Genomic DNA, 25,202 nt, shown 5'->3' on the forward strand with positions numbered 1-25,202 from the left:
CACCTCGTTATTCCGGGGCGCGCGTAGCGCGAGCCCGGAATCCATTTCTCGTCGGCTTACGCGGCTCAATGGATTCCGGGCCAGCGCCAAGTGGCGCATCCCGGAATGACGAAGAAGAGATGTTTCCGTTCACTCCGCCAGATGCCGCTTCATCTCCGGCCGCGCCTTCAGCGCCGCGCCCTGCTTGGCAACGATCTTGACGATGCGCTCCGGCGCAAACTTGATATCGACGAACGCCGGCGCGGTGTTGGCGACCTCATGGTACTCCGTGATCTTTCCGTCGCGCAGCCGCATGATCGCAACGCCCTCGAACATCGCGCGCGCCCCCTCGGCCTCGGGCAGTGTCGAGCGGTAGCTGAAGGTGTAGCGCGCATAGAGCATCTCGCCGTCGCTGACGGGATCGTGCATGTCCCAGCGAAAATCGGTGGCCGTGCGATAGAACCAGTCGTCGATCAATTCGGCGATCTTCGCGCGGCCTGCGAACGCGCCGTAGAACACGTCGTGATAGACGCCGTCTTCGGTGAACAGTTCCGAGAAAGCCTTGCCGTTGCGCTGTTCGACCGCGTCGCAGAAAGCGCGGAGCATGGTGGACGTGTTCATGGCGCTGTCTCCGTTCGTTCGTGCGCGCGGCCCATCCTTCGAGGCTCGCCCAGCGGTGCAAGTGCACCGCAAGGCTCGCACCTCAGGATGACGTCTTTTTTTGTGGCCGTCACCCTGAGGTGCGCGCCCTTGCGCGCCTCGAAGGGTGGGGCTTGCTCAGATCTCCGCCACCGCCGCCGTGATCCTTGCGATGTCCTGTGGGCGCGACAGGCGATGGTCGCCGTCCTGGATCATGGTCAGCACCACGTCCTCGGCCGGCAGCCGGTGCGCCAGCGCGAAAGCGTGCTGCCAGGGCACGTCGGGGTCCTGCGCGCCCTGCAGGATGCGAACCGGGCATCCGACTTCGATGGCGCTGCCGAGCAGGAGATGGTTGCGGCCCTCCTCGATCAGGGCGCGTGTGATCGGATAGGGCGCGCCGTCGCCATACTCCGACGGCCGCATCCACACGCCCTTGGTCGTGATCTCCTCGCGGACCTCGTCGGAGAATGCGTTCCACATCAGTTGCTCGGTGAAGTCGGGCGCCGGCGCGATCAGCACCAGCCCGGCGAGATCAGCCGCCTTCGCATCGCGGTTGGCGATGGCGCGCGCCAGCAAGAGCGCCATCCAGCCGCCCATCGACGAGCCGATCACGACCTGCGGCCCCCGGCAGAACTGCTCGAACACGGCGACGGCCTCTTCCAGCCAGCGCCCGATGGTGCCGTCGATGAAAGCGCCGCCCGATTCGCCATGGCCGGAATAATCGAACCTGATACAGGCGCGGCCGTGTTCCGCGGCCCAGGCGTCCAGCGCCAGCGCCTTGGTGCCCCGCATGTCGGAATTGAAGCCGCCCAGCCAGAACAGCCCGGGCCCGCCGCCGTCACGGGCCCGCACGGCAATCCGACGGCGGCCATCGCCCTCCCCCACCTCGATAAAGGCCGGTTCCTGGTCGATTGATGCTGAATTGGTCATGGATCTGTCACTCTCGCCGCTGCTTTGTCCGTGAGCGCGCTTCATCGGTCAAGCGCGGCCGGACTTTGCTTGCGCATCCGGCCGCCGAGCTATATTTGCCTGAAGTGACCGAAATGCCTCGCATTTGACGGTTTTCGGGCGCAGGCCGTGAGTTCGCTTGCTGTTATCAGCGTATTGCTTCAAACTACGACCCTTCCTTTCACAACTTTGGAGAGTTACCCATTCGCCGTCCCAACAGAGCCCCGCCCGCTGCAACCAAAGACGGGCCGCGCACCAATGATGATATCCGCAACGCGCAGATCCAGCTGATCGATCAGACCGGCCTCAACCACGGAACCGTCGAAACCGTGGTCGCCATCAAGATGGCCCTCGAGGCGGGCATGGATCTCGTCGAGATTTCGCCGAACAACAATCCTCCCGTTTGCAAAATTATGGACTACGGGAAGTTCAAGTATTCGGCACAGAAGAAAGCCGCCGAGGCGCGCAAGAAGCAGAAGATCGTCGAGATCAAGGAGATCAAGCTGCGGCCGATGATCGACGATCACGATTACGACGTGAAGATGCGCGCGATGCAGCGGTTCTTCGAGGAAGGCGATAAGGTCAAGATCACCTTGCGCTACCGTGGCCGCGAAATGGCGCACCAGGAAATCGGCACCAAGCTTCTCGACAAGGTCAAGGCCGACGTCGCCGAGTTCGCCAAGGTCGAGCAGGACGCGCGTTTCGAAGGCCGCCAGGTCGTGATGGTGCTGGCGCCGCGCTGATTTGAGTTGATTGGAATTGATGGAGAGCGGCCCGTTGGATCATCCGGCGGGCCGTTTTCGTAGCCCGGATGGAGCGAAGCGCAATCCGGGACAGGTCGATCCGCTGATACGGCGGCCCCGGATTTCGCTGCGCTTCATCCGTGCTACAGGTTGCGCGCTCAGCCCCGCGTGGCCTGCCAGGTGCCGCTGCAGCGGTCGCCGGTGATGATGCCGTGCCATGCGCCCGCGCCGTGGGTGCGGGCGAGGCGGCCGCCGCCGCTCGCCTTGGATGCGCCGACCGAAACTCTGACCGCAACCGCTCCGGCACGATTGACCGATCCCGAGACCCTGCCGCCGCCCGCCGATAAAACGCGGCTGCCGACGACCGTGAATGGGACGCTATAACCGGAACTGCAGTTGCCCCGCGTGGTGGCGAAGACCACGTTCCATATGCCGTCATAGACCCCGGCCCTGCGGCGGGTCGCAGCGTCGGCCGAAGGCGGCACCGCCATCGCGGCGAATACGGCAAGGATCGGGAGCCAGCGCAGGGTACGCCGGCCGGGAAGAGCGGAAAAACGGGCAATCGGTTGCTGAAAACGGGTCATTTTCTTCCTGTTCCGGGCTCAGATGTTAACGACATCGCGGATAGGTAGCAGCACCGGCTTGCGCGGTTCATCATTGCCAATTGGCGCTTCCTCTGCCATAAGCCCGACCTTCATCGCCCGGCTGATCAAGGGCTGCCGTGTCGGTGTCCGTGCGGGTTGGTTCGTTTTCGAAAAAACCTGAGCACTTTCAACGCTCTAACGAGCATTTTAAGCCGCAAAAGCGCCCCTCGGGCGCATTTTTCTGTGGCCGATAGGAGAGCCAAATGCCCAAGCTGAAGACCAAGTCAGGCGCTAAAAAGCGCTTCAAGGTGACTGCCACCGGCAAAGTGATGCACGCCCAGCGCGGCAAGCGCCACGGCATGATCAAGCGGACCAAGAAGCAGATTCGTCAGCTCCGCGGCACCCGCGTGCTGTTCAAGACCGACGGCGACAACGTCAAGAAGTACTTCTTGCCGAACGCCTGATCGCGCTCGCGCTTCCGCTAAAGCCGGCCGCGTCCGCGCGGCGATCCATCACCGATTTAAAATTCAAGGATAGCAGTCATGTCTCGCGTCAAACGCGGTGTGACCTCTCACGCCAGGCACAAGAAAGTCTACAAGGCCGCCAAGGGTTTCCGCGGCCGCCGCAAGAACACCATCCGCGCGGCGAAAGCCGCCGTCGAGAAGGCCGGCCAATATGCCTTCCGCGACCGCAAGCGCAAGAAGCGCACGTTCCGCGCGCTCTGGATCCAGCGCATCAATGCCGCGGTACGTCCGTTCGGCATGACCTACAGCGTCTTTATCAACGGCCTCTCGAAGTCGGGCATCACGGTGGACCGCAAGGTGCTGTCGGATCTCGCCATCACCGAGCCCGCGGCGTTCCAGGCGATCGCCGAGAAGGCCAAGGCCGCGCTGGCGGCGTAAGCCGTCGCTGCTTGGTTCTTCTGCGATGTTTTTGAGGTCGTCATGTCCGGGCTTGTCCCGGCCATCCACGCGGCCTTCCTTCTCGCAAACGCTGTAAGACGTGGATGCCCGGGACAAGCCCGGGCATGACGGGCTAGGAGCATCGGCTTTAGCATCCTAGTCAAAAGGATTGCCATGACCGATCTCGCTCAACTCGAATCCCAGATTCTCGCCGATGTCGCCGCAGCCGGCGATGAAGCCGCCCTCGAAGCCGTGCGCGTCGCAGCACTCGGCAAGAAAGGCTCGATCTCCGCGTTGCTCGCCACGCTCGGCAAGATGTCGCCGGACGAGCGGAAGACGCAAGGCGCCGCCATCAATCTCGCCAAGGACAAGGTGACCCAGGCGCTTTCGGCGCGCCGCGACATCCTGAAATCGGCGGCGCTCGATGCCCGGCTTGCCTCCGAGACCATCGACGTCACGCTGCCGCTGCGCGAGGCGCCCGCGGAAGCCGGCCGCATCCATCCGCTGAGCCAGGTGTTCGAGGAGGTCAACACGATCTTCGCCGACATGGGCTTTGCGATCGCCGAAGGTCCCGACATCGAGACCGATGATTACAACTTCACAAAACTGAATTTCCCTGAGGGCCATCCGGCGCGGGAGATGCACGACACCTTCTTCTTCAACCTTGGGGAGGACGGTTCGCGCATGCTGTTGCGCACGCATACGTCGCCGGTGCAGGTGCGCACGATGCTCACGCAGAAACCGCCGATCCGCGTGGTCTGCCCGGGCCGCACCTATCGCATCGATTCCGATGCGACGCATACGCCGCAGTTCCATCAGGTCGAGGGCCTCGTCATCGACAAGGGCTCGCATCTCGGCCACCTCAAATGGATCCTGCACGAGTTCTGCAAGGCGTTCTTCGAGGTCGACCACATCAACATGCGGTTCCGGCCGTCGTTCTTCCCGTTCACCGAGCCCTCGCTCGAAGTCGACATCCAGTGCCGGCGCGATAAGGGCGAGATCCGCTTCGGCGAAGGCGAGGACTGGCTCGAGATTCTCGGCTGCGGGATGGTGCATCCGAACGTGCTGCGCGCCTGCGGCATCGATCCCGACGTCTATCAGGGCTTTGCCTGGGGCATGGGTATCGACCGCATCGCGATGCTGAAATACGGCATCGCCGACCTGCGGCAATTGTTCGAGAACGACGTGCGCTGGCTTTCGCATTACGGCTTCAAGCCGCTCGACATCCCGACGCTCGCGGGGGGATTGAGCACGTGAACGCCGCCGAGACTGCCGTTGCGGAGAGCGCCCCCACCCTGACCCTGCCCCGCGCGCGGGAGCGGGGACAAGAGAAGCAAAGATCATGAAATTCACGCTCTCCTGGCTGAAGGAACATCTCGACACCGACGAGCCGCTGGAAAAGCTGGCCGACAAGCTCACCATGATCGGGCTCGAGGTCGAGAACATCGAGGACAAGGCGAAGGCGCTGGCGCCGTTCTCGATCGCGCGGGTGATCTCGGCCGAGCAGCATCCGAATGCGGATCGCTTGCGGGTGTGCATGGTCGATACTGGCAACGGAGCCGCGCCGGTGCAGGTGGTCTGCGGCGCGCCGAATGCGCGCGCCGGCCTCGTCAGCGTGTTTTCACCGCCCGGCACCTTCATCCCGGGCAAGAACATCACGCTCGGCGTCGGCACCATCAGGGGCGTCGAGAGCCGCGGCATGCTGTGCTCGGCGGCCGAACTCGAGATTTCCGAGGACCATGACGGCATCATGGAACTGCCGGCCGATGCGCCCATCGGCAAGGGCTATGCCGAATGGGCTGGCCTCGGCGATCCCGTGCTCGAAATCAATTTGACGCCGAACCGCCAGGACTGCACCGGCGTGCACGGTATCGCGCGCGACCTCTCCGCCGCCGACATGGGCAAGCTCATCGATCACGGTATCAAGCCGATCAAGGGCGAATTCCCCTGTCCGGTGCAGGTGACGGTGGAAGACGCCACGTTGTGCCCGGGCTTCGCGCTGCGGCTGGTGCGCGGCGTCAAGAACGGCCCCTCCCCGGAGTGGCTGCAGAAGCGGCTGACGTCGATCGGGCTGCGGCCCATCAATGCGCTGGTCGACATCACCAACTTCATGACCTACGACCGAGCCCGGCCGCTCCACGTGTTCGACGCCAGGAAGGTGAACGGCAATCTCACGGTCCGCCGCGCCAAAGACGGCGAAAGCCTGCTGGCGCTCGACGGCCGCACCTACACGCTCGATCCCGCGATCTGCGTAATCGCGGACGAGCACGGCGTCGAATCGCTGGCCGGCATCATGGGCGGCGAGACTTCCGGCTGTGACGAGAACACGTCAGATGTGCTGATCGAATCGGCGCTATGGAACGAGATCAACATCGCGCAGACCGGCCGCAAGCTCGGCATCAATTCGGATGCGCGTTACCGGTTCGAGCGCGGCGTCGATCCCGCCTTCATGGTGCCGGGGCTGGAGCTCGCGACGAAACTCGTGATGGAACTCTGCGGCGGCACGCCGTCGGAAACCGTCGTCGTCGGCAAGGCCTTCGGCGACGACCGCATCATCGATTTCCCGCTGAGCGAGGTCAAACGTCTGGCGGGGATCGAAGTGCCGCTGGTCGAGGTGCGGCGCATTCTGAGCCATCTCGGCTTCATGGTCGCCGGCAGCGGCCCGGTGGTGAAGCTCGCTGTCCCCTCGTGGCGCACCGATGTGCACGGCAAGGCCGACATCGTCGAGGAAGTCGTGCGCATCGTCGGTGTCGACAAGGTGCCGATGACGCCGTTCGAGCGCGGCGACGACGCCCGCAAGCCGGTGCTGACCACGATCCAGCTCCGTACCCGCCGCGCCAAGCGCGCGCTGGCGGCGCGCGGCATGGTGGAAGCCGTGACATGGTCGTTCATTTCCAAACCGCATGCCGAATTGTTCGGCGGCGGCCAAGCCGAGTTGGCGCTCGCCAACCCGATCGCCTCCGACCTCTCGGACATGCGGCCGAGCCTGTTGCCGGGCCTCGTCGCCGCGGCGCAGGCCAACGCCAATCGCGGTTACGCTGACGTCGCGCTGTTCGAAGTCGGGCAGATTTTCAAGGGCGACAAGCCCGAGAACCAGTTCGCCGCGGCCTCAGGCGTGCGTCACGGCTTTGCCTCCTCGAAGGGCATCGGCCGGCACTGGTCGGGCTCTGCCATGACCGATGCGCTCGACGCCAAGGCCGATGCGTTCGCGGTACTGGCCGCCGCCGGCGCGCCGATGCAGGCGCTGCAGATCGTGCCGGGCGGCGCCAACTGGCTGCATCCCGGGCGCTCCGGCACCATCCAGATCGGCCCGCAGAACGTGCTGGGCTATTTCGGCGAGTTGCATCCGCGCACGCTGGAAGCGCTCGGCGCCGACGGCCCCCTAGTGGCGTTCGAAGTCATCCTCGACCGCATTCCCGACGCCAAGAAGAGGCCGACCCGCGCCAAGCCGGTGCTCGAACTCTCCGCGTTCCAGCCGGTGTCGCGCGACTTTGCCTTCATCGTCGATCGCAGCGTGAAGGCCGGCGACATCGTGCGTGCGGCGCAGGGTGTCGACAAAAAGCTGATCACGGACGTGAGCGTATTCGACGTCTATGAAGGCAAGGGCATCGATCCGGACAAGAAGTCGATCGCGATCGCTGTTACGATCCAGCCCCGCGAGAAGACTCTGACCGACCAGGAGATCGACGCGGTGGCGGCGAAGATCGTGGCCGAGGTGACGAAGAAAACTGGCGGCACGTTACGGGCATGATGCCGCATGAACCCCGCGGCGCTCATTCCACCTGACGTCGGCCTCAACGCTGCGATCGCGATCTGCATGGTCGCTTTCGTCTCGGGGACGGCGCGGGGATTTTCCGGGTTCGGCTCGGCGCTGATCTTCATGCCGCTGGCGAGTTCCATCGCTGACCCGCGGCTCGTGGCCGCGCTGCTGCTCATCATCGATTTCGTCGCCGCCGCGCCGCTGCTGCCGGGCGCGTGGGAAAAGGCCGACCGCAAGGCCACTGCGGTCATGGTGGCAGGCGCGCTGATCGGCGTCCCCATCGGCACCTATTTCCTGAGCCGGCTCGAACCGGTGACGACGCGCTGGATCATTTCCGCCTTCGTGTTCGCGCTGCTGATGCTGCTGCTGTCGGGCTGGCGCTACCGCGGCAAGGACCACGCGGCGGTCTCGGTCGGCATCGGCGGACTATCAGGCTTTTGCAGCGGGCTCGCCCAGACCGGCGGCCCGCCGATCGTCGGCTACTGGCTCGGCCGACCCATTGCTTCCGTCATTGCACGCGCCAATATCGTGCTGTTCTTCGGCGCGTCGGATTTCTTTTCCGCCGTCAGCTACGCCGCAGCCGGACTGATCACGATGGATGCGATCAAGTTCGCGCTCGTGGTCGGCCCGGTCTACGCCGTCGGCGTCTGGTTCGGCGCCTCGCTGTTCGGCAAAGCCAGCGAAACCGTATTCCGCGCGATCTGTTACGCGCTGATCGCCGCCGCTGTCATCTTCGGCCTGCCGGCGCTGGACGGCGTGCTGCGCTGAGGCGCGAGCTGCGTAGGGTGGGCAAAGCGTAGCGTGCCCACCACAACACGCACCGTCCGTAGATGGTGGGCACGCGGAGCCTGTCATCGGGCGCGCGTTCGCGCGACCCGGTGGCTTTGCCCACCCTACGAGTCCTGCGCTAGCCCATCACCAGATCGCAATACGCATAGCCGTCGCGTTCGACGCACTCGCCGGTCGTCACCGCCAGCCGCCGCGAGAACATCGGACCCGCCACCACGCAGGTGTGAAACTCGCCGTTCTCGCCACAAGCGTCGACGCCTTTGGGCAGATCGGCCAACAGCGCCGCATCGAATGTGCGGCCGGCAAACGCCGCCGGCAGCTTCTTTAGGTCGACGGTCGCGATATGCGCTTCCAGCCCGCTCGCGATCATCGCTTTCGCCAGCTCCGGCGTCGGCCGCTCCCACAGTGGAAACACCGGCGTGATGCCGGTGCCCGCAAGTTTCTGTTCGCGATAGGTGCGGATGTCAGCCGGAAAAAGATCGCCGAAGATCACGTGCGTGACGCCGTCGGCAACGGCCTGCGCGACCGCTTCCCCCATCCGCGCCTCGTAAATCTCGTTCGGGCAGGGATAGGGGATCGGCACGATCCGCTGCGGCAGGCTCGCGGCCTCGCACTGCGCCTGCAATATCTCCTGCCGCACGCCGTGGATCGATACCCGGCCGAACGTCTCGGTCACCGTGGTCAGCGCGCCGACCACGTCGAACTCTCCCGCGCGCATCACCTCGTGCAGTGCAAAGGCCGAATCCTTGCCGCTCGACCAGGAGATCAGTGCTTTCGGGCGTGCCATCAGTTGGTCGAGGACCCGCGCCGGCGCTGCTTCGCTGGCCGTGCTTCCGGCTCCGGGTCCTTCAATGCACCGATCCGCCGCAACGCCGCTTCGGCGGCGCGCTCGCCGCTCTCCCAGGCGCCGTCGATCGTCCCCCACAGCGTTTCATGGGTGGCCTCGCCGGCGAGATACATGCAGCCGATCGGCTCGGTCAGAACCTTTCGCGAGGACTGCCCGCCGGGACCGGCCGCCGACATCGCGCCGAGCGCGAACGGCGCGGCGTTCCAGCGCGTCGCGCTCGATTTCTTCACCGCGGCCGCCGCCTCGCTGCCGTATAGCTTCGTCAGCCATTCCACCGCAAACGCCACCATGGCCTTCTCGCCCTGCGCGGAAAGCTCACGGCCGAACGAACCGGCGACGTCGATCGTACAGAGCGACGAGCCGCCGATATTGGCTGATATCAGCGCCGTCTTCGTCGAATTGCTCTGCTCGATGACGACGTCGTCACGAGCGAGGCCCAGCGGATTGCCTGCCATCTGCAGTGCGATTCGGTCGTAGCTGCCGAGGCTCAGTTTCGAAGCCGCGTCGAGCATGCGCTTCGGGATATCGGGCGCGAATTTGATGTTGCCGGCGGCCAGCACGTTGCTCGACACGGTGATCACGGCGGCACGCGCGGTGATCCTGCCCGCCGGCGTTTCCACGCTGACATCGCGGTTGCTCCAGACCATGCGGTTGGCCGGTGTCGATAGCGACAGCGGCACCTGCTCGCCGAGCTTTGCGATCAGCGTGCCCAATCCCTGGCGGCAGCCGATCGCGGTATTGCGATCCTGCGCGCGGGACTTGTCGCCCACAGAAACATCTCTCAAATCCTTGCCCGAAAAACTGGCCCCCAACACAAACTCCGCCGTGCCGGCCCAGTCGCCGAGGTCCTTTGGCAGCACCGAAGCGCAGGAAACGTCGAACCGCCGCGCGGCTTCATCGATGGCGCGGTTGGCGCGCACGAGCGCGGCGAGAAATTCCTCGGTCTCGCCGGCGCGCGCGTTGCGGCGGCCGATGCGGATCTTCTGGCCCGAGGGCGCGGTCGTGATCTCGAGGCCGGCGGCACGCGCCAGCTTGATCATCGGATTGGTCTCGGGATTGTGCATCCAGCGCGCGCCGCGATCGAACGGCACGTCTAAGCTTGAGGTGTCGGTCTGACAGCGGCCGCCGATCTGGTTTGCCGCCTCCACCACAATCACCTTGCGGTTCGCCGCCATGATCCGCCGCGCCGCAGCAATGCCGGCCGCACCCGCGCCGATCACGACAATGTCGGCTTCCCGCGGCAAGGGTGCTGCCCCCGCACGCCCCCCGCAGAAAACCGGGGTCGCTGCCAGACCTGCGGACGCCGACAGGAAGGTGCGGCGGGTCATTGTCATGTCATGGTTTCCGGAACCTGAAAGGAGCGAGAACAGCTAGCGAACTGTGCCGCATCTCACGTAACGCAGCAACACTCATGGTAAATCAATCATGATTGATCCGTTTGGCGCATGAACTAAATTGAAACGGCTTGCGACCATGATAAGGAAACAAAAAAAGCGGGAGAAAAGCCGCTCTGGGGGAGTTTCATGGGCGTAATGCTCGATACGATCGGCCAGGTGATTGCGGGCTACCTGCAGAAGGAAGTCCCGGGCTATGAGCCGTTCACACCCAGCGACCCCGAGCATCTGCGCGGCGTCATCGAGCCCGGCGATGTGCTGCTGGTCGAAGGCAACAACCGCATCTCCGGCATCATCAAATACCTCACGCAATCCACGTGGTCGCACGGCGCGCTCTATGTCGGCCCGGTCGATGGCGCGACCGAACCCGACGGAGAGCCGCACGTCCTGATCGAGGCCAATATCGGCGAAGGCGTCACCTCGGCGCCGCTGTCGAAATATTTCCCCTATCACACCCGCGTCTGCCGCCCGATCGGCCTGTCCTACGAGGACCGCACCACGGTGTGCCGCTACGCCATCAACCGCATCGGCTTCGGCTACGACACCAAGAACATCGTCGACCTGATGCGCTTCCTGATCCCGCTGCCGGTGCCGCAGCGCTGGCGCCGGCGCATGATCGCGTTCGGCTCCGGCGATCCCACAAAAATCATCTGCTCGGCGCTGATCGCGCAGGCGTTCGACGCCGTGCGCTATCCGATCCTGCCCAAGATCACCCGCGCTGCCTCCCGCAAGGCCCGGCGCGAGATCCTGCACATCCGCGATTCCTCGCTTTATATGCCGCGCGATTTCGACATCTCGCCCTATTTCGAAATCGTCAAACCCACCATCGTGCACGGCTTCGACTACACGGCCCTGCACTGGGCCGACAAGCAGAAGCCGCTCCAGGAGGTAGCGGGCGAATTCGGTGTGTTTCCAGAGGTCAAATCGCCGCCGCTTGCTCCTGAAGAGATTGACGAAGAGACGCCGCTTCCGGTTGCGGCTGAAGAAGTGACCTGCGAAACGACGATCATCGAACGCGTCACCGTGTCGGAACATTATCTCGCCGTCGAATACGTCCCGGTCCGCCCGCCGGAGCGCCGCATGAAGCCGCGCAACAAAGCGCCGGAGATGATGGCGTAAGCACGGATCGTAGGGTGGGCAAAGCGAAGCGTGCCCACCATTTCAAGTCAACACCCCGGATAGATGGTGGGCACGGCGCGATGCGCCTTTGCCCACCCTACAATCTACAATCAAAATCTTCCCGCCAGCGTCAGCCGCACTGCCAGCGGCTCCGCCGGATGCACATGCCGGTCCGCCACGCCGCCGATCGGCTCGTCCGGCAACCGCGACAGATAGTAATACTCGATCTGGTTGGTTTTCGCGTTGAAGAGATTGAGCACGTCGAGCTGCAGCCGCAGGCCGTTATCGAATTTGTAGCCGGCCCGCGCATTGAAAATCAGCGACGCCTGCGAACGAACACTGTCATCCTCGATCAGCGGGCGCGGCCCGAAATAGCGCCCACGCAACGTGCCGAACCAGCCGCTCTCGCCGCCGAACGTCACGCCGCCGCTTGCGACCCACGCCGGCGCGCCCGGAATGAAATTGCCGGCGGCATCGAAATCAGTAAAGCGCGCCCGGGTGTGGGCGACGTCGAGATCAAACCACATCCACGGCAGCACCTGATACTGGTTGGTCCATTCGACGCCGACGCGCCGGCTGGGGCGGCTCGGTTCGGTGGTGCCCGCGTCGCCGACGAACAGCAATTCGGAATCGAAATTCAGCACGAACACCGCAAGCGAACTGGTAAGGCCTTCGATCGCCCTGGTGCGAATGCCGAGTTCGGCGCCCTTCGACCGGACAAGTAACGGCACGCGATCCTGCGGCGTCACCTTGTCGATCGGATCGACCGTGATCGTCGCACCTCTGATGTCGTTGGAATGCAGGCCGTAGCCGGCATTGCCGTAGAACTCGGTCCTGTACCACGGTCCCAGAACGATGCCGGCTTTGGGACTCGTCATCGACGCCTGTGCGTTGCCGGAGTTTTCCGGCGTGTCGCTGATGACGCGGCCGGCAAAATAATCCTCGCGGATGCCGACGGTGGTGCGCAGCCAGTCGGTCCAGCGCGCCGTCGTATCGGCCCACAGGCCGACATTGCCCTCCCTCACGCTGTCTTCACGCACGGTCGAGAGCGTCTCACGCTGCAATGTCTTGAACAGGCCGACCCGGATATCGTCGCCGCGCGTCTGCAGCCCGACGCGGGTTTGGGTTTCGATGCCGGCCACGCGCACATCGAAGGCGTGGCTGGCGTTGAGACCATAGACCGCGCGCCGGTCCATCTGGCTGAACTGGTCGCCATTGACGGGATCGTCGAGAAAATAGGTGAAGTTGTTATAGAGCCGCAGCGACGAGCTGATCACATAGGCGTTGATCTTGCTTTGCCCGTACCCGCTCGACTGCGCCCAGTTGCTCGACAGCGAGAAGCGGCTGGATGTCCCGCCATCGGTCGGGTCGAGCGACCCGAACCGGCCGATCAGTCCCTGGTCGATCGCGCGCTGTGCTACCTGATCGGTGGAATTCCAGCCATTGGAATAGGCCATTGCCGACAGCGTGAACCCGTCAGTGGCAGTACCCTGGCTGTAGCGCAGCACGCCGTTGAGCTTGCGCACATTGTCAGGCACGTCCCACGGCCCGTTGTATTTGACGCCTTCCACAGCCGCGAGCAACGTGCCCGCACCGACCGCAGTCGACCCTGCCGCTAGCCCACGGTGATAGCCGAAACTGCCATTGGTCGTCTCCACAATGTTTTTGGGCAGCTTGTAGATGTAGTCGATTGCGAGGGCACCGGCAGAGCCGAAGTCGCCGACGTCAGCGACGTACGGACCCTTGCGTACATTCACCGACTGGATCAGCTCCGGAATCATGAAATTGATGTCGGCATAACCCTGGCCATGGCCGTGGGTCGGCATGTTGACCGGCATCCCATCAACGCTGATGGCGAGGTCGGTGCCGTGGTCCAGGTTAAAGCCGCGCAGAAAATACTGGTTGGCTTTGCCCTCGCCGGAATGCTGGGTGACGATCAGCCCCGGCACGACCTCCAGCGCTTCGCCGGGGCGCGAGAAAGGCCGGGCGTTCACCTTCCGCGCCGCTGATGGTCATGGCGCTGGCGGCCGTCGGTTGGAGGTAGGGCGGTCCTGCAGTCAAGGACCCTGACGTCACACCGCTGCTGACCTGCGGCGGAACCGGCGCACTCGGCTGAACCGCGGATGGATTTCGCGCGCTCCGCTCGCGGCGCGGCGGCTTGGTCCGGTTGCGCGGCCGCGCTTCGGGCGGGTTCACCGTCACCGCGGGAAGCTGGCCGGCCGTGACAGCCGCGACACTCTGGGCGTCGGCTGATGGCGCCAAGACAATCAGCGATGCGGTAACGGAAAATATCTGCCAAACGACCTTACGCAACGCCATGCCCCTGCACGATAATTGCTACAGTCCGCATGCGACCGTATCGACTTAACCCGGCGCCTCACGCTAGCAAGCGCAGTATGACGGTACAATCAAAATGTCATACTTCGTCAGGACGGAAATTTGGGATGCAACGGATCACCATCACCATCGAAGACGAGCTGCTCGCCGAGATCGATGCGGCGGCGGAAGCGCGCGGCTATCAGAACCGCTCCGAGATCATCCGCGATCTCGCCCGCGCCGGGCTGCAGCAGAGCGCTGAGAATACAGCTCCGTCAGGACAATGCGTCGCTGCCCTGGTTTATGTCTACGATCACGCCGCGCGCGATCTGCCAAAACGGCTGGTGCAGAATTTCCACGGCCACCATGATCTGTCGCTGGCAACGCTGCATGTTCATCTCGACGATGACAGTTGCATGGAGGTAACGGCGCTGAAGGGCGCCAGCGGCGAGGTCCGGCACTTTGCCGACCACATCATCGCCGAGCGCGGCGTGCGCTACGGCCGCGTGGTGATGATCCCGACGGCATCAGACAAGAAGCCGAAGGCACGCAAGCGCGGCCACCACCACGACTAGGGCGTAGCCCGGATACGCGCTACCTGTCGGAGCGGCCGATCACCGCCATCAGCTCCGCGATCTTCTCGCGCTGGTCGGCCTTGTTGCCGCTGGTGATCGCATGTTCGACGCAATGCGACACGTGATCCCGCAAGACCTCTTCCTCGACGCGCCGCAGCGCGGCCCGCACGGCTGAGATCTGCGTAACGATGTCGATGCAGTAGCGATCCTCCTCGACCATCTTGGAGAGGCCGCGGACCTGGCCCTCGATCCGGCTGAGGCGCTTTTGACAGGATGCCTTGATGTCTTTTCGCATGCGGCCTATATACCCCTACAGGGTATAGGTTTCAAGTGCCGGAGCGGATGATGAACGAGAATGAAAACGCCGACCGAAGCGGCGGATCGAAGGACGCCTGCTGCGGCGGCCACGACCACGCCAGTCACAGCCATCACGCTCACACCGCTGCAACCGTCCGGGACCCCGTCTGCGGGATGACCGTGAATCCCGCGACCGGCAAGCACCGCTTCGACTACCGCGGCGAGACCTTTCATTTCTGCTCGGCCGGCTGCCGCACAAAATTCGCCGCCGACCCCGTCGCTTATCTGGAGAAAGACAGCAGGCCGAAGGCCGCGATGCCGGAAGGCACGATCTACACTTGCCCGATGCATCCCGAGATCCGCCAGGTCGGCGCGGGAAGCTGCCCGATCTGCGGCATGGCGCTGGAGCCCGAGGTCGCAAGCCTCGATGCGCCGCCCAATCCGGAACTTGCCGACATGACGCGCCGCTTCTGGGTCGGCCTCGTGCTCGCGCTGCCCGCGGTCGTGCTCGAAATGGGCGGCCATCTCGTCGGCGGCCACGGCTTCCTCGACCAGACGCTGTCGAACTGGATCCAGTTTGCCTTCGCCACGCCCGTCGTGCTCTGGGCCGGCTGGCCGTTCTTCGTGCGCGGCTGGCAATCGCTCGTCACGCGCAATCTCAACATGTTCACGCTGATCGCGATGGGTACCGGCGTCGCCTATATCTACAGCGTCATCGGGACGGTCGCGCCGGGAATCTTCCCGGCCACCTTCCGCGGCCATGGCGGTGCGGTCGCGGTCTATTTCGAAGCGGCGGCGGTCATTACCGTGCTCGTGCTGCTCGGCCAGGTGCTCGAACTGCGCGCGCGCGAAGCGACATCCGGCGCGATCAAGGCGCTGCTCCAGCTCGCGCCGAAGACGGCCCGCCGAATCGGCGACGATGGCGCCGACCACGAGGTCGAGATCGACACGCTGGCCGTCGGCGACAGATTGCGGGTGCGGCCGGGCGAAAAGGTGCCGGTCGATGGCGTCATTCTCGAAGGCCGCTCTTCGCTCGATGAATCGCTGGTGACGGGCGAATCCATGCCGGTCACCAAGGAGGCCGGCAGCAAGGTGATCGCGGGCACGCTCAATCAATCCGGTGGCTTCATCATGCGCGCGGACAAGGTCGGCCGCGACACGCTGCTGTCCCAGATCGTGCAAATGGTGGCCAACGCGCAACGCTCCCGCGCGCCGATCCAGCGGCTGGCCGATCGGGTTTCCGGCTGGTTCGTGCCGATCGTTATCGTCGTGGCGCTGATCGCGTTTGGCGCCTGGACCTGGTTCGGGCCCGAACCGCGCATGGCGTTTGGCCTCGTCGCCGCCGTCAGCGTGCTCATCATTGCCTGCCCCTGCGCGCTTGGCCTTGCCACGCCGATGTCGATCATGGTCGGCGTCGGGCGCGGCGCGCAGGCCGGCGTGCTGATCAGGAACGCCGAAGCGCTGGAGCGCATGGAGAAGGTCGACACGCTGGTGGTCGACAAGACCGGAACGCTGACCGAAGGCAAGCCGAAGGTGGTCGCCATCGTGCCGGCAGATGGATTTAACGAGGCCGATATTCTGCGGCTGGCTGCGACTGTCGAGCGTGCGAGCGAACACCCGCTGGCCGACGCGATCGTGCGAACGGCCAAGGAGCGCAATCTCGATCTCGGCAAGGTCGACGAATTCGACTCGCCGACCGGCAAGGGCGCCACCGGCAAGGTTGACGGCAAGACCATCGTTCTCGGCAATGCGAATTTCCTGCAATCGCTCGGTATCGACACGCAGTCATTGAACGATCAGGGCGAACGTCTGCGCGGCGATGGCGCCACCGTCATCAACATCGCCATCGACGGCAAGCTGGCGGGGTTGTTCGCCATTGCCGACCCCGTGAAGGCGTCGACGCCGGACGCGCTAAAGGCGCTGGCGGCTGATGGCATCAAGGTCATCATGCTGACCGGCGACAACAAAACCACGGCGAACGCCGTCGCACGCAGCCTTGGCATCGCCGATGTCGAAGCGGAGGTGCTGCCCGATCAGAAGAGCGCCGTGGTGGCAAAGCTGCAGAAGGCCGGACGGATCGTCGCGATGGCCGGCGACGGCGTCAACGACGCGCCCGCGCTCGCGGCGGCCGAAGTCGGCATTGCCATGGGAACGGGCACCGATGTCGCGATGGAAAGCGCAGGGGTCACGCTGCTGAAGGGCGATCTCGTCGGCATCGTCCGCGCACGCCGCCTGTCGCAGGCGACGATGCGCAATATCCGGCAGAACCTGTTCTTCGCCTTCATCTACAACGCCGCCGGCATCCCGATCGCCGCGGGCATTCTTTATCCCGCGTTCGGCCTGTTGCTGTCGCCGATCATCGCCGCGGCGGCGATGGCGCTGTCGTCCGTGAGCGTCGTCGGGAATGCGCTGCGGCTGCGGATAACGCGGCTGTAGCGCAACGCGCGGTCGTCCGCGTTCCCCGGATGCTGCGCAACGCCATCAGCGCGTACACGCGCGTCTTCGACGCACTATGGCTTGCGGCATGGTGCGCTGCTGGTCCGGGGCCGACGTCGCAGTGGGTCCCGGCTCTGCGGAGCAGCGTTTCGCGCTGCACCGCGTCCGGGACACGAAAGTGCATCAGACGCCCATCAAGCCGCCCTCGCCGTCCCGCCTGGCAAGCCTGCACGCGCCAGCCCGCCATAGAGCGCCTCGCCGGGCATCTCCGATTTCAATATCGTTCGCACCGCGATCAGTTTCTCGATATCGATGCCCGTCTTGAATCCCTTGCTCTCGCAGAGAAACACCAGATCTTCGAACACCACGTTCCCGGTCGCGCCCGGCGCAAATGGGCAGCCGCCGAGGCCGCCCAGCGATCCATCCAGCACGCGCGCGCCGGCATCGAGCGCGGCGGAAGCGTTCGCAATCCCCATGCCCCTTGTATCGTGCAGGTGGATGCAGATCGGCTTTGAGCCCGCGATCTTCACCGCCGCCGCGGTCAATTCCCCGACCTGCTTCGGCCCGGCGTAACCGACCGTGTCGGCAATCGCGACCATGTCGACGCCGGCCTCGAACAGCTTTTCGGTCAGCCGCAGCACTTCCTTGGGATCAACGGCCCCGACGATCGAACAGCCCAGCGCCATCGAGATCGCGGAATTTACGACCGGCTTGTGTGCGCTGGCGTCGCGCAGCTCGCAGAGCCGCTTCACGTTGGCAATGGCCGACTCGCGCGAGCGGTTGGCATTGGCCTGGCTGTGCTCCTCGGTGGCCGAGACCACGCTCGCCACTTCGGCGACGCCGGCGGCCAGCGCCTCGTTGACGCCGCGTTCGTTCAGCGTCAGCGCGATGCCGCAGGCGCCGGGCAGCGAGGCCACCGTCGCAATGATGTCGCGCACATCGGCGAATTGCGGAAAGGTCTTTGCCGACAGGAACGAGCCGACCTCGAAGTGCCGTACGCCCGCGGCATACTCGTCGCGGATCCAGCGCTGCTTCGCTTCGGTCGACGGAAATTTCTTCACCAGCTGCAGGCCGTCGCGCAGACCCACCTCGCGCAGGATGATTTTGCTGTCGGGATAGAGTTCCTGGACGCGGGTCATGGCAACCTCTTGCGGCGTTGTTTTTGACGGCAGTCTTGTTTCCCGGGGGCCGACAGGCTCTTGTCGAAACCCTTGTCTAAACCCTTGGGGGTATCTACCTCTCGCGAGGGCTTTTTCACAAGAGGCAAGACCGCCATGTTGGACGCCGCCGTCAAGGCGATTTCGCAGATCCTGTCGCCGCCGATGCGCACCATCCTGTGGCGCTCGATCGGGCTGGCGCTGGTGCTGATTACGGTGCTGGCCGTCGGATTGCAGCGCGCATTGAGCTGGTTCGCCGAATACGGCGAGGGCTGGGCTGAGGCGATGCTGGGGCCGGGCTTCCACACGACGCTCAACATCCTTTCCTGGATCATCTCGATCGCGGCCGGGCTGGGTGTCGTCCTCGGCGGCATTTTCCTGATGCCGGCGGTCACCTCGCTGGTCGCGAGCGTGTTCGTCGATGACGTCGCCGAACATGTCGAGCGTGAGCATTATCCGGCGGAGCGTCCCGGTGACGCGCTGCCGCTCGGCGTCGCGATCCCGGAAGGCATCAAGACGGCGCTGCTGACCATTTTGGTCTATCTGATCGCGCTGCCCTTCGTGCTGTTCGCGGGCGCCGGCTTTCTGATCTTCTTCGTCGCTACCGCCTGGCTGCTCGGCCGTGAATACTTCGAACTCGCGGCGATGCGTTTTCGATCACCGGCCGAAGCCAAGGCGATGCGCAAGGACAATGCCGCGACCGTGTTCACCGCGGGCCTGTTCATCGCGGCCTTCGTGTCGATCCCGATCGTCAATCTGGCAACGCCGCTATTCGGCATGGCCTTCATGGTTCACATGCACAAGCGGCTGTCCGGCCCGAGGCCCGAGCTGATCGAGCCGGCAAGGAAGACGGGAATGCCGGTAGCTTGAGCTCGTCATTGCGAGCGAAGCGAAGCAATCCACCTCGCCGCGCGGGGATGGATTGATTGCTTCGTCGCTTCGCTCCCTTGCGCAAACGCTTCGCGTTTGTCACAGGCAATGACGGCGTTGGGATCGCGCCGCGCCCCCTACACCGTCTTTTCCGGCCAGCGGCAGAGATCGTTGATCAGACACACCTCGCAGCGCGGCTTGCGCGCCAGGCAGGTGTAGCGCCCGTGCAGGATCAGCCAGTGATGGGCATGCAGCATGAACTCGGGCGGGATCACTTTTTCCAGTCCGAGCTCGACCTCGAGCACGTTATTGCCCGGCGCCAGCCCCGTGCGGTTGCCGACGCGGAACACATGCGTATCCACCGCCATGGTGTGCTCGCCATAGGCCATGTTGAGTACGACATTGGCGGTCTTGCGCCCGGCGCCGGGCAGCGTCTCGATTTCGGCGCGGGTGCGCGGCACCTCGCCGCCGAACTCGGCGATCAGTTTTTCCGACAGCGCGATGACGTTCCTGGCCTTGTTGCGATAGAGCCCGATGGTCTTGATGTACTCGCGCACTTTCGCTTCGCCGAGCTCCAGCATCCTCTCGGGCGTATCGGCCACCGCAAACAGCGCCCGCGTCGCCTTGTTGACGCCGGCGTCGGTAGCCTGCGCCGACAGCACCACGGCGACCAATAGCGTGTAGGGGTTGAGATGTTCGAGCTCGCCCTTCGGCTCCGGATTGGCTTTGCGAAACCGGCTGAAGGCCTCGTGGACCTCGGCCGGCGTCCAGGGCTTTTGCTTTAGAGAGTTCGGCTTTGGGGAGTTTGGCTTGGCTGATTTCCTCGCAAGGCCGGGCGGCGCTTTGGCCGCCTTCTTGGCCGGTTTCTTCGGCGCAGACGGAACGCCCGATTTTTTGGCGCTGAGAGAGCGGATGATTTTGGCCATGATCGGGATATACTGATACGCGATGACCGCAGGCAACGACTTTGATCCGGCGCTTGACCAGCCGACGCTGTTTTCGGCGCGGGTGACGCCGCATCGCTCGCTCAACCGTACCGGCTTTTTGGTGCTGATGACATTCATCGGCGCGATCAGCTTTGTCGCCGGCATCGCATTTTTGCTGATGGGCGCCTGGCCGGTGCTCGGCTTTTTCGGCCTCGATCTGCTGGTGATCTACTGGGCGTTCCGGATCAACTTCCGCAGCGCTGACGCCACCGAGGATATCCTGATGACCCCATCGGAATTGCGCGTGCGGCGCGTCAGCCATCGCGGCCATCTGATCGAATGGTCGTTCAATCCGCTCTGGGTCCAGCTCGAACAGACCGGCGACCCCGAATTCGGCATCGAGCACCTCTATCTGGTTTCCCGCGGCCGCCGGGTCACGGTCGGCCACTTTCTTGGACCTGACGAAAAAGCAAGCTTTGCCAAAGCCTTACTGGCTGCGTTGCAGGCCGCCAAGCGCGGTATCACATACAATCCAGTCGTGTAGGCAGTTGTCAGAAATCGGGTGGTTTGGACCGCGCATGAGCCCTAAATCAGACCCCATGATGATATCAGCCATACATGACCAACGCCTGGCCAAGCCGGGCCACCAGGCCGCCGCGCTGCGCGACTACGACTCGGTGCGCCGCGCCATCGCCTTCATCTCCGAGCACTGGCGCACGCAGCCGACCATCGAAGCGATGGCGGATGCCGCCGCGGTGACGCCGGATGAGCTGCACCACCTGTTCCGCCGCTGGGCATCGCTCACGCCAAAGGCTTTTATGCAGGCGCTGACGCTGGATCACGCCAAGGGCCTGTTACGCGATTCCGCCAGCGTGCTTGATGCCGCGCTCGACTCCGGGCTCTCTGGCCCGGGCCGGCTGCATGACCTGTTCGTCACCCATGAAGCGATGTCGCCGGGCGAATGGAAGAACGGCGGCGCCGGCATGACGCTGCGCTACGGTTTCCACGCTTGCCCCTTCGGCACCGCGATCGTGATCGCGAGCGACCGCGGGCTGGCAGGGCTCGCCTTCGCCGATCCCGGTGAGGAGCCGACGGCGTTTGCCGACATGAAGCGGCGCTGGCCGAACGCGACCTATGTCGAGGACCACGACGGCACGGCCGACCTCGCGCAACGCATCTTCGATACGCGGCTGTGGCGGCCGGACCAGCCGCTGCGCGTGGTCCTGATCGGCACCGATTTCGAGGTGCGGGTGTGGGAGACGCTGCTGAAGATCCCGATGGGCCGCGCGGTCTGCTATTCCGACATCGCCAACAAGATCAAGAACCCGAAGGCCTCGCGTGCCGTCGGCGCCGCGGTCGGAAGAAATCCGGTGTCGTTCGTGGTGCCCTGCCATCGCGCGCTCGGCAAGGGCGGCGCGCTGACCGGCTATCACTGGGGCATTACGCGCAAGCAGGCGATGCTCGGCTGGGAAGCCGGACAAGTCGGATTGCATTGACTTCGTAGGGTGGGCAAAGGCGCGTTTGCGCCGTGCCCACCATCTCTCCAGATCACCAATCGGAATGGTGGGCACGCTTCGCTTTGCCCACCCTACACGCCCGAACTCACGCCGCCAGATCGACCTTCGTCGCCACGGTCGAATCCGCATTCAGACGGTAGATCACCGGTACGCCGGTGGCGAGTTCGCGTTTCAAAATCTGCTCGGGCGTCAGCTTCTCCAGCACCATGATCAGCGCGCGCAGCGAATTGCCGTGGGCGGCGACCAGCGTGCGCTGGCCCCGCAGCACGCCGGGCAAGATCTCCTGCACGTAGTAGGGCAACGCGCGCGCCAGCGTATCCTTCAGGCTTTCGCCGCCGGGCGGCGGCACGTCGTAGGAGCGGCGCCAGACCAGCACCTGGTCCTCGCCCCATTTCTTGCGGGCGTCATCCTTGTTGAGGCCGGAGAGATCGCCGTAATCGCGTTCGTTGAGCGCGAGATCTTTCGTCGTCGGCAGCCCGGTCTGGCCGATCTCGGCGAGCATCAGCTTCAGCGTATGCTGGGCGCGCGTCAGGTCCGAGGTGAAGGCGACGTCGAACGTCAGGCCTTGTGCCTTCAATTTGCGGCCGGCCTCCTTGGCCTCAGCGATGCCCTGTTCGGTGAGGTCTGGGTCTTTCCAGCCGGTGAACAGGTTTTTCAGATTCCATTCGCTCTGGCCGTGCCGCACGAGCACGAGAAGACGATCGCTCATTGAAAGGATTTCCGTTTTTCGTTTCGGATTGGATTAGAAGTCGGCAAGCCCGAGCACATCGGTCATCGTATAGAAGCCGGGCGTCTTGCCCCGCGCCCACAGCGCCGCCTTGACGGCGCCCTGCGCAAACATCGTTCGGTCCTCGGCGCGGTGGGTCAGTTCGATCCGCTCCATGGCACCGGCGAAGATCACGCTGTGATCGCCGGTGACAGTGCCGCCGCGCAGCGCGGCAAAGCCGATGTCGCCGGGACGGCGCGTTCCGGTCTCGCCGTCGCGGCCACGCGCCGAATGGGTATAGAGATCGACGCCGCGGCCGGCGGCGGCAGCCTCGCCCAGCATCAAGGCCGTGCCCGACGGCGCGTCGATCTTGGCCTTGTGATGCATTTCGAGAATCTCGATATCGAAACTCTGGTCGAGCGATTGCGCGACCCTCTTCACCAGCGCCGCCAGCAGGTTGACGCCGAGGCTCATATTGCCTGACTTCACCACGATCGCACGCGAGGTGACGCTCTTGATGACGGCATCGTCCGACGCCGACAGGCCGGTGGTGCCGATGACATGGACCAGCCCGCGCTCGGCGGCGATTGCGACATTGGCGATGGTGGCGCCGGGGATGGTGAAATCGAGAATGCCGTCCGCGTTCGCCGACAGCGCCCACAGGTCGGCGGAAAGTTTGACGCCATTCTCCGGCAGGCCGGCGAGCACGCCGGCATCCTTGCCCAGCAGTTCCGAACCCGGCGCTTCCAGCGCACCGGCCAGCACCGCGCCCGGCGTTTCCGAAATGACGCGCACCAGCGCGCGGCCCATCCGGCCGCCGGCCCCCGCAACGATCAATCGCATATCGGCCATGGCTTTACCTCTGAACGGGGTATAGCCGGGGCAGGCCGTTCCGGCAACCAATCAGGGTCCATGGTTCGTCATGGCCGGGCTAGTCCCGGCCATCCACGTCTTCCTTGCCGCTGCTCTGTCAAGACGTGGATGCCCGGGACATAGGCGAGCGGAAGCGACGCCGTCCTTCAGACGGCTATGCCCGGGCATGACGGAGGAAATGGACGTTCAAGTCCGCTCAGGGCTGAGGGCCGTCATAGCCTTCGATGATGATGAGATCGGCGACCGAATGCGGCTGCCGCACCTTGATGTTTTCCTGGTATTCCGGCGAGTGGTAGCAGGCCAGCGCGGTCTCATAGTCGGGAAATTCGATCACCACATTGCGCGAGCGGCTTTCGCCTTCGATGGCCGTGAATTTGCCGGCACGCACGACGAAGCGCCCGCCGAATTTCTTGAAGATGGCCGGGTTGGCCGCCGCATAGGCCTTGTAGCCTTCGTCATTGTGCACGTCGACGCGTGCGATCCAGTATCCCTTGGCCATCTCACTCTCCGTTTCTTGCTTCGCTACTTTGCCGACGCTTGTTTGATTTCCGCCTGAATGGCATCCGCCGCCGCCTTGGGATCGGCGGCTTCCGTAATGGGTCGCCCGACCACCAGATAGTCGGCGCCGGCGGCGATGGCACGCGCCGGCGTCATGATGCGCTTCTGGTCGCCGGTCGCCGCTCCAGCCGGGCGGATGCCTGGTGTCACCAGGTTCATCTGATGACCGACGATTTTTCGCAGCGCCGCCGCCTCTTCCGGCGAGCTCACGAGCCCGTCGACGCCAAGCACCTGCGCCTGCTGCGCGCGCGCTTCCACCAGGTCGGAGACGTTGAGCCGATAGCCCGCGGCATGAAGATCGCCGTCGTCATACGAAGTCAGCACGGTAACCGCGAGAATTTTTAAGCCTGATCCGGCGCGCGCCTCGACCGCGGCTTTCATTGTCTGCGGATAGGCGTGCACGGTGAGAAAAGTCGCGCCGAGTTTCGCCACGCTCTCGACGCCGCGCGCCACCGTGTTGCCGATGTCGTGCAGCTTGAGATCGAGGAAGACCTTCTTGCCGGATTTCGCCAATTGCTGCGCCAGCGGCAGGCCGCCGGAATAGCCGAGTTGATAGCCGATCTTATAAAAACTCACGCTGTCGCCGAGCCGCGCGATCATCGCTTCCGCCTCGGCCAAGCCGGGCAAATCGAGCGCGACGATCAAGCGGTCTTTCGGCGCGATTACGGCTGGCTGCATGTCACCTCACATCATGCGTTGGGAAACGTCGATCAACTGCCGCACCAGCGCTTTCAGCGCGTCGGCATCAGTAGAATTCTTCAGCCGCTCCATCTCGTCATAGGCATCGTCGGCAAACGACAGTGCGAACTGGTTCGGGATCACCTGGGCATGGCAGGCCGACAGGATCAGCCGCAGCGCCGCCAGCGCGCGGGAGCCGCCGAGCCGGCCGCCGGAAGCAGACGCGATCGCAAACACCCGCTCGCGAAACACCTGCCCGCGGGTCTCGTGTGCGTCCTGCACCCGGCTCACCCAGTCGATGGTGTTTTTCACCAGCGCCGGCACCGAGGAATTGTACTCCGGCGTCACGATCAGCACGCCATGATGGGCCGCCATCATGCGCTTCAAATTCACCGCGTGCTTCGGCACGCCGGACTTCGCCTGCAGGTCGCCGTCATAGATCGGCAGCGGAAAGTCTGACAGCGAGATCCGGGTGATTTCGGCGCCTTGCTGCGCCAGCGCATGTGCGGCAACGGCCGCCAGCTTCGCATTGAGCGAGCCTGATCGGAGCGATCCCGGGATCACGAGGATTTTGAGCGCGGACATATTT

Annotated in this window: 26 protein-coding genes; 12 read left to right on the plus strand and 14 right to left on the minus strand. The window is 64.4% G+C overall.

What is annotated here, in order from left to right:
• Nucleotides 1–129 precede the first annotated feature (129 nt).
• On the minus strand, nt 130–600 hold the full coding sequence (locus IVB05_RS42950) for a nuclear transport factor 2 family protein (RefSeq protein ID WP_247782233.1): 471 nt from the start codon (nt 598–600) through the stop codon (nt 130–132).
• Between the two features lie 156 nt (nt 601–756).
• Nucleotides 757–1,548 carry an alpha/beta hydrolase gene (locus IVB05_RS42955; protein ID WP_247782234.1) on the minus strand — a complete coding sequence of 264 codons (792 nt, stop codon included), beginning with the start codon at nt 1,546–1,548 and terminating at the stop codon, nt 757–759.
• Between the two features lie 221 nt (nt 1,549–1,769).
• On the opposite strand from IVB05_RS42955, the gene infC reads away from it, so the two are divergent.
• Nucleotides 1,770–2,309: a translation initiation factor IF-3 gene (gene infC / locus IVB05_RS42960; protein WP_057849055.1), complete on the plus strand. Its 540-nt coding sequence runs from the start codon at nt 1,770–1,772 to the stop codon at nt 2,307–2,309.
• A 158-nt stretch (nt 2,310–2,467) separates the two neighbouring features.
• Here the strand turns inward: infC and IVB05_RS42965 are convergent, their stop codons facing one another.
• Nucleotides 2,468–2,893, minus strand: a complete 426-nt coding sequence (locus IVB05_RS42965; RefSeq protein WP_247782235.1) for a hypothetical protein — start codon at nt 2,891–2,893, stop codon at nt 2,468–2,470.
• A 263-nt stretch (nt 2,894–3,156) separates the two neighbouring features.
• Between IVB05_RS42965 and rpmI the strand changes: the two genes are divergently transcribed.
• The 5 genes from rpmI (at nt 3,157) to IVB05_RS42990 (ending at nt 8,323) form a co-directional block, all read left to right on the plus strand.
• On the plus strand, nt 3,157–3,357 hold the full coding sequence (rpmI, locus tag IVB05_RS42970; RefSeq protein WP_008539890.1) for a 50S ribosomal protein L35: 201 nt from the start codon (nt 3,157–3,159) through the stop codon (nt 3,355–3,357).
• A gap of 78 nt (nt 3,358–3,435) precedes the next feature.
• Nucleotides 3,436–3,795, plus strand: a complete 360-nt coding sequence (rplT, locus tag IVB05_RS42975) for a 50S ribosomal protein L20 (protein ID WP_108512729.1) — start codon at nt 3,436–3,438, stop codon at nt 3,793–3,795.
• A gap of 174 nt (nt 3,796–3,969) precedes the next feature.
• Entirely contained in the window at nt 3,970–5,052 is a 1,083-nt protein-coding gene (gene pheS / locus IVB05_RS42980; protein WP_247782237.1) for a phenylalanine--tRNA ligase subunit alpha, read from the plus strand.
• A gap of 85 nt (nt 5,053–5,137) precedes the next feature.
• Entirely contained in the window at nt 5,138–7,546 is a 2,409-nt protein-coding gene (gene pheT / locus IVB05_RS42985) for a phenylalanine--tRNA ligase subunit beta (protein WP_247782239.1), read from the plus strand.
• Between the two features lie 6 nt (nt 7,547–7,552).
• Nucleotides 7,553–8,323, plus strand: coding sequence for a sulfite exporter TauE/SafE family protein (locus IVB05_RS42990; protein ID WP_247782241.1), 771 nt, complete (start codon nt 7,553–7,555; stop codon nt 8,321–8,323).
• A gap of 139 nt (nt 8,324–8,462) precedes the next feature.
• On the opposite strand, the gene IVB05_RS42995 is transcribed toward IVB05_RS42990, so the two are convergent.
• On the minus strand, nt 8,463–9,131 hold the full coding sequence (locus IVB05_RS42995; RefSeq protein WP_247782242.1) for an adenine nucleotide alpha hydrolase: 669 nt from the start codon (nt 9,129–9,131) through the stop codon (nt 8,463–8,465).
• Nucleotides 9,131–10,525 carry an NAD(P)/FAD-dependent oxidoreductase gene (locus IVB05_RS43000; protein WP_247782243.1) on the minus strand — a complete coding sequence of 465 codons (1,395 nt, stop codon included), beginning with the start codon at nt 10,523–10,525 and terminating at the stop codon, nt 9,131–9,133. The genes IVB05_RS42995 and IVB05_RS43000 overlap by 1 nt, the downstream gene beginning before the upstream one ends.
• Before the next feature lie 189 nt (nt 10,526–10,714).
• Between IVB05_RS43000 and IVB05_RS43005 the strand changes: the two genes are divergently transcribed.
• On the plus strand, nt 10,715–11,704 hold the full coding sequence (locus IVB05_RS43005) for a YiiX/YebB-like N1pC/P60 family cysteine hydrolase (RefSeq protein ID WP_247782244.1): 990 nt from the start codon (nt 10,715–10,717) through the stop codon (nt 11,702–11,704).
• Nucleotides 11,705–11,814: 110 nt separating this feature from the next.
• Here the strand turns inward: IVB05_RS43005 and IVB05_RS43010 are convergent, their stop codons facing one another.
• Nucleotides 11,815–13,698 carry a TonB-dependent receptor gene (locus tag IVB05_RS43010; protein WP_247782246.1) on the minus strand — a complete coding sequence of 628 codons (1,884 nt, stop codon included), beginning with the start codon at nt 13,696–13,698 and terminating at the stop codon, nt 11,815–11,817.
• Nucleotides 13,699–14,148: 450 nt separating this feature from the next.
• Here IVB05_RS43010 and nikR point away from each other — a divergent pair, with 450 nt between their 5' ends.
• Nucleotides 14,149–14,595: a nickel-responsive transcriptional regulator NikR gene (nikR, locus tag IVB05_RS43015; protein WP_247782251.1), complete on the plus strand. Its 447-nt coding sequence runs from the start codon at nt 14,149–14,151 to the stop codon at nt 14,593–14,595.
• Between the two features lie 19 nt (nt 14,596–14,614).
• Here the strand turns inward: nikR and IVB05_RS43020 are convergent, their stop codons facing one another.
• Nucleotides 14,615–14,890 (minus strand): metal-sensitive transcriptional regulator, encoded by a 276-nt coding sequence (locus tag IVB05_RS43020; protein ID WP_108512737.1) that lies wholly within the window; start codon nt 14,888–14,890, stop codon nt 14,615–14,617.
• Between the two features lie 50 nt (nt 14,891–14,940).
• Between IVB05_RS43020 and IVB05_RS43025 the strand changes: the two genes are divergently transcribed.
• Entirely contained in the window at nt 14,941–17,328 is a 2,388-nt protein-coding gene (locus IVB05_RS43025; protein WP_276578737.1) for a heavy metal translocating P-type ATPase, read from the plus strand.
• Between the two features lie 194 nt (nt 17,329–17,522).
• Here the strand turns inward: IVB05_RS43025 and IVB05_RS43030 are convergent, their stop codons facing one another.
• On the minus strand, nt 17,523–18,467 hold the full coding sequence (locus IVB05_RS43030; RefSeq protein WP_247782254.1) for a hydroxymethylglutaryl-CoA lyase: 945 nt from the start codon (nt 18,465–18,467) through the stop codon (nt 17,523–17,525).
• Between the two features lie 135 nt (nt 18,468–18,602).
• Between IVB05_RS43030 and IVB05_RS43035 the strand changes: the two genes are divergently transcribed.
• A complete protein-coding gene (locus IVB05_RS43035; RefSeq protein ID WP_247782255.1) occupies nt 18,603–19,355 on the plus strand; it encodes a sulfate transporter family protein in 753 nt (250 codons plus the stop codon).
• A gap of 137 nt (nt 19,356–19,492) precedes the next feature.
• Here IVB05_RS43035 and nth read toward each other — a convergent pair whose 3' ends face one another.
• Nucleotides 19,493–20,281 (minus strand): endonuclease III, encoded by a 789-nt coding sequence (gene nth / locus IVB05_RS43040; RefSeq protein ID WP_247787401.1) that lies wholly within the window; start codon nt 20,279–20,281, stop codon nt 19,493–19,495.
• Nucleotides 20,282–20,303: 22 nt separating this feature from the next.
• Here nth and IVB05_RS43045 point away from each other — a divergent pair, with 22 nt between their 5' ends.
• Nucleotides 20,304–20,825, plus strand: coding sequence for a DUF2244 domain-containing protein (locus IVB05_RS43045; protein ID WP_247782257.1), 522 nt, complete (start codon nt 20,304–20,306; stop codon nt 20,823–20,825).
• 55 nt (nt 20,826–20,880) lie between these two features.
• Nucleotides 20,881–21,777, plus strand: a complete 897-nt coding sequence (locus IVB05_RS43050; protein ID WP_247787403.1) for a bifunctional helix-turn-helix domain-containing protein/methylated-DNA--[protein]-cysteine S-methyltransferase — start codon at nt 20,881–20,883, stop codon at nt 21,775–21,777.
• Nucleotides 21,778–21,883: 106 nt separating this feature from the next.
• On the opposite strand, the gene IVB05_RS43055 is transcribed toward IVB05_RS43050, so the two are convergent.
• From IVB05_RS43055 to IVB05_RS43075, 5 genes are all read right to left on the minus strand, one after another.
• Entirely contained in the window at nt 21,884–22,507 is a 624-nt protein-coding gene (locus IVB05_RS43055; protein WP_247782259.1) for a 2,3-bisphosphoglycerate-dependent phosphoglycerate mutase, read from the minus strand.
• Between the two features lie 33 nt (nt 22,508–22,540).
• The gene (dapB, locus tag IVB05_RS43060; protein ID WP_247782260.1) at nt 22,541–23,356 is read right to left on the minus strand and encodes a 4-hydroxy-tetrahydrodipicolinate reductase; all 816 of its coding nucleotides are present in this window, start codon (nt 23,354–23,356) and stop codon (nt 22,541–22,543) included.
• Nucleotides 23,357–23,573: 217 nt separating this feature from the next.
• The gene (locus IVB05_RS43065) at nt 23,574–23,876 is read right to left on the minus strand and encodes a DUF1330 domain-containing protein (protein ID WP_247782261.1); all 303 of its coding nucleotides are present in this window, start codon (nt 23,874–23,876) and stop codon (nt 23,574–23,576) included.
• 23 nt (nt 23,877–23,899) lie between these two features.
• Nucleotides 23,900–24,613: an orotidine-5'-phosphate decarboxylase gene (gene pyrF, locus IVB05_RS43070; RefSeq protein ID WP_247782264.1), complete on the minus strand. Its 714-nt coding sequence runs from the start codon at nt 24,611–24,613 to the stop codon at nt 23,900–23,902.
• A gap of 6 nt (nt 24,614–24,619) precedes the next feature.
• Nucleotides 24,620–25,198 carry an NAD(P)H-dependent oxidoreductase gene (locus IVB05_RS43075; protein ID WP_247782265.1) on the minus strand — a complete coding sequence of 193 codons (579 nt, stop codon included), beginning with the start codon at nt 25,196–25,198 and terminating at the stop codon, nt 24,620–24,622.
• Between the last annotated feature and the right edge of the window lie 4 nt (nt 25,199–25,202).

Source organism: Bradyrhizobium sp. 170, from assembly GCF_023101085.1.
Taxonomy (GTDB): Bacteria; Pseudomonadota; Alphaproteobacteria; order Rhizobiales; family Xanthobacteraceae; genus Bradyrhizobium.

Coding starts and splice junctions, on each gene's coding strand:
- IVB05_RS42950 (WP_247782233.1), bottom strand. CDS start 600: ATGAACACGTCCACCATGCTCCGCGCTTTCTGCGACGCGGTCGAACAG.
- IVB05_RS42955 (WP_247782234.1), bottom strand. CDS start 1,548: ATGACCAATTCAGCATCAATCGACCAGGAACCGGCCTTTATCGAGGTG.
- IVB05_RS42965 (WP_247782235.1), bottom strand. CDS start 2,893: ATGACCCGTTTTCAGCAACCGATTGCCCGTTTTTCCGCTCTTCCCGGC.
- rpmI (WP_008539890.1), top strand. CDS start 3,157: ATGCCCAAGCTGAAGACCAAGTCAGGCGCTAAAAAGCGCTTCAAGGTG.
- rplT (WP_108512729.1), top strand. CDS start 3,436: ATGTCTCGCGTCAAACGCGGTGTGACCTCTCACGCCAGGCACAAGAAA.
- pheS (WP_247782237.1), top strand. CDS start 3,970: ATGACCGATCTCGCTCAACTCGAATCCCAGATTCTCGCCGATGTCGCC.
- pheT (WP_247782239.1), top strand. CDS start 5,138: ATGAAATTCACGCTCTCCTGGCTGAAGGAACATCTCGACACCGACGAG.
- IVB05_RS42990 (WP_247782241.1), top strand. CDS start 7,553: ATGAACCCCGCGGCGCTCATTCCACCTGACGTCGGCCTCAACGCTGCG.
- IVB05_RS42995 (WP_247782242.1), bottom strand. CDS start 9,131: ATGGCACGCCCGAAAGCACTGATCTCCTGGTCGAGCGGCAAGGATTCG.
- IVB05_RS43000 (WP_247782243.1), bottom strand. CDS start 10,525: ATGACAATGACCCGCCGCACCTTCCTGTCGGCGTCCGCAGGTCTGGCA.
- IVB05_RS43005 (WP_247782244.1), top strand. CDS start 10,715: ATGGGCGTAATGCTCGATACGATCGGCCAGGTGATTGCGGGCTACCTG.
- nikR (WP_247782251.1), top strand. CDS start 14,149: ATGCAACGGATCACCATCACCATCGAAGACGAGCTGCTCGCCGAGATC.
- IVB05_RS43020 (WP_108512737.1), bottom strand. CDS start 14,890: ATGCGAAAAGACATCAAGGCATCCTGTCAAAAGCGCCTCAGCCGGATC.
- IVB05_RS43025 (WP_276578737.1), top strand. CDS start 14,941: ATGAACGAGAATGAAAACGCCGACCGAAGCGGCGGATCGAAGGACGCC.
- IVB05_RS43030 (WP_247782254.1), bottom strand. CDS start 18,467: ATGACCCGCGTCCAGGAACTCTATCCCGACAGCAAAATCATCCTGCGC.
- IVB05_RS43035 (WP_247782255.1), top strand. CDS start 18,603: ATGTTGGACGCCGCCGTCAAGGCGATTTCGCAGATCCTGTCGCCGCCG.
- nth (WP_247787401.1), bottom strand. CDS start 20,281: ATGGCCAAAATCATCCGCTCTCTCAGCGCCAAAAAATCGGGCGTTCCG.
- IVB05_RS43045 (WP_247782257.1), top strand. CDS start 20,304: ATGACCGCAGGCAACGACTTTGATCCGGCGCTTGACCAGCCGACGCTG.
- IVB05_RS43050 (WP_247787403.1), top strand. CDS start 20,881: ATGATGATATCAGCCATACATGACCAACGCCTGGCCAAGCCGGGCCAC.
- IVB05_RS43055 (WP_247782259.1), bottom strand. CDS start 22,507: ATGAGCGATCGTCTTCTCGTGCTCGTGCGGCACGGCCAGAGCGAATGG.
- dapB (WP_247782260.1), bottom strand. CDS start 23,356: ATGGCCGATATGCGATTGATCGTTGCGGGGGCCGGCGGCCGGATGGGC.
- IVB05_RS43065 (WP_247782261.1), bottom strand. CDS start 23,876: ATGGCCAAGGGATACTGGATCGCACGCGTCGACGTGCACAATGACGAA.
- pyrF (WP_247782264.1), bottom strand. CDS start 24,613: ATGCAGCCAGCCGTAATCGCGCCGAAAGACCGCTTGATCGTCGCGCTC.
- IVB05_RS43075 (WP_247782265.1), bottom strand. CDS start 25,198: ATGTCCGCGCTCAAAATCCTCGTGATCCCGGGATCGCTCCGATCAGGC.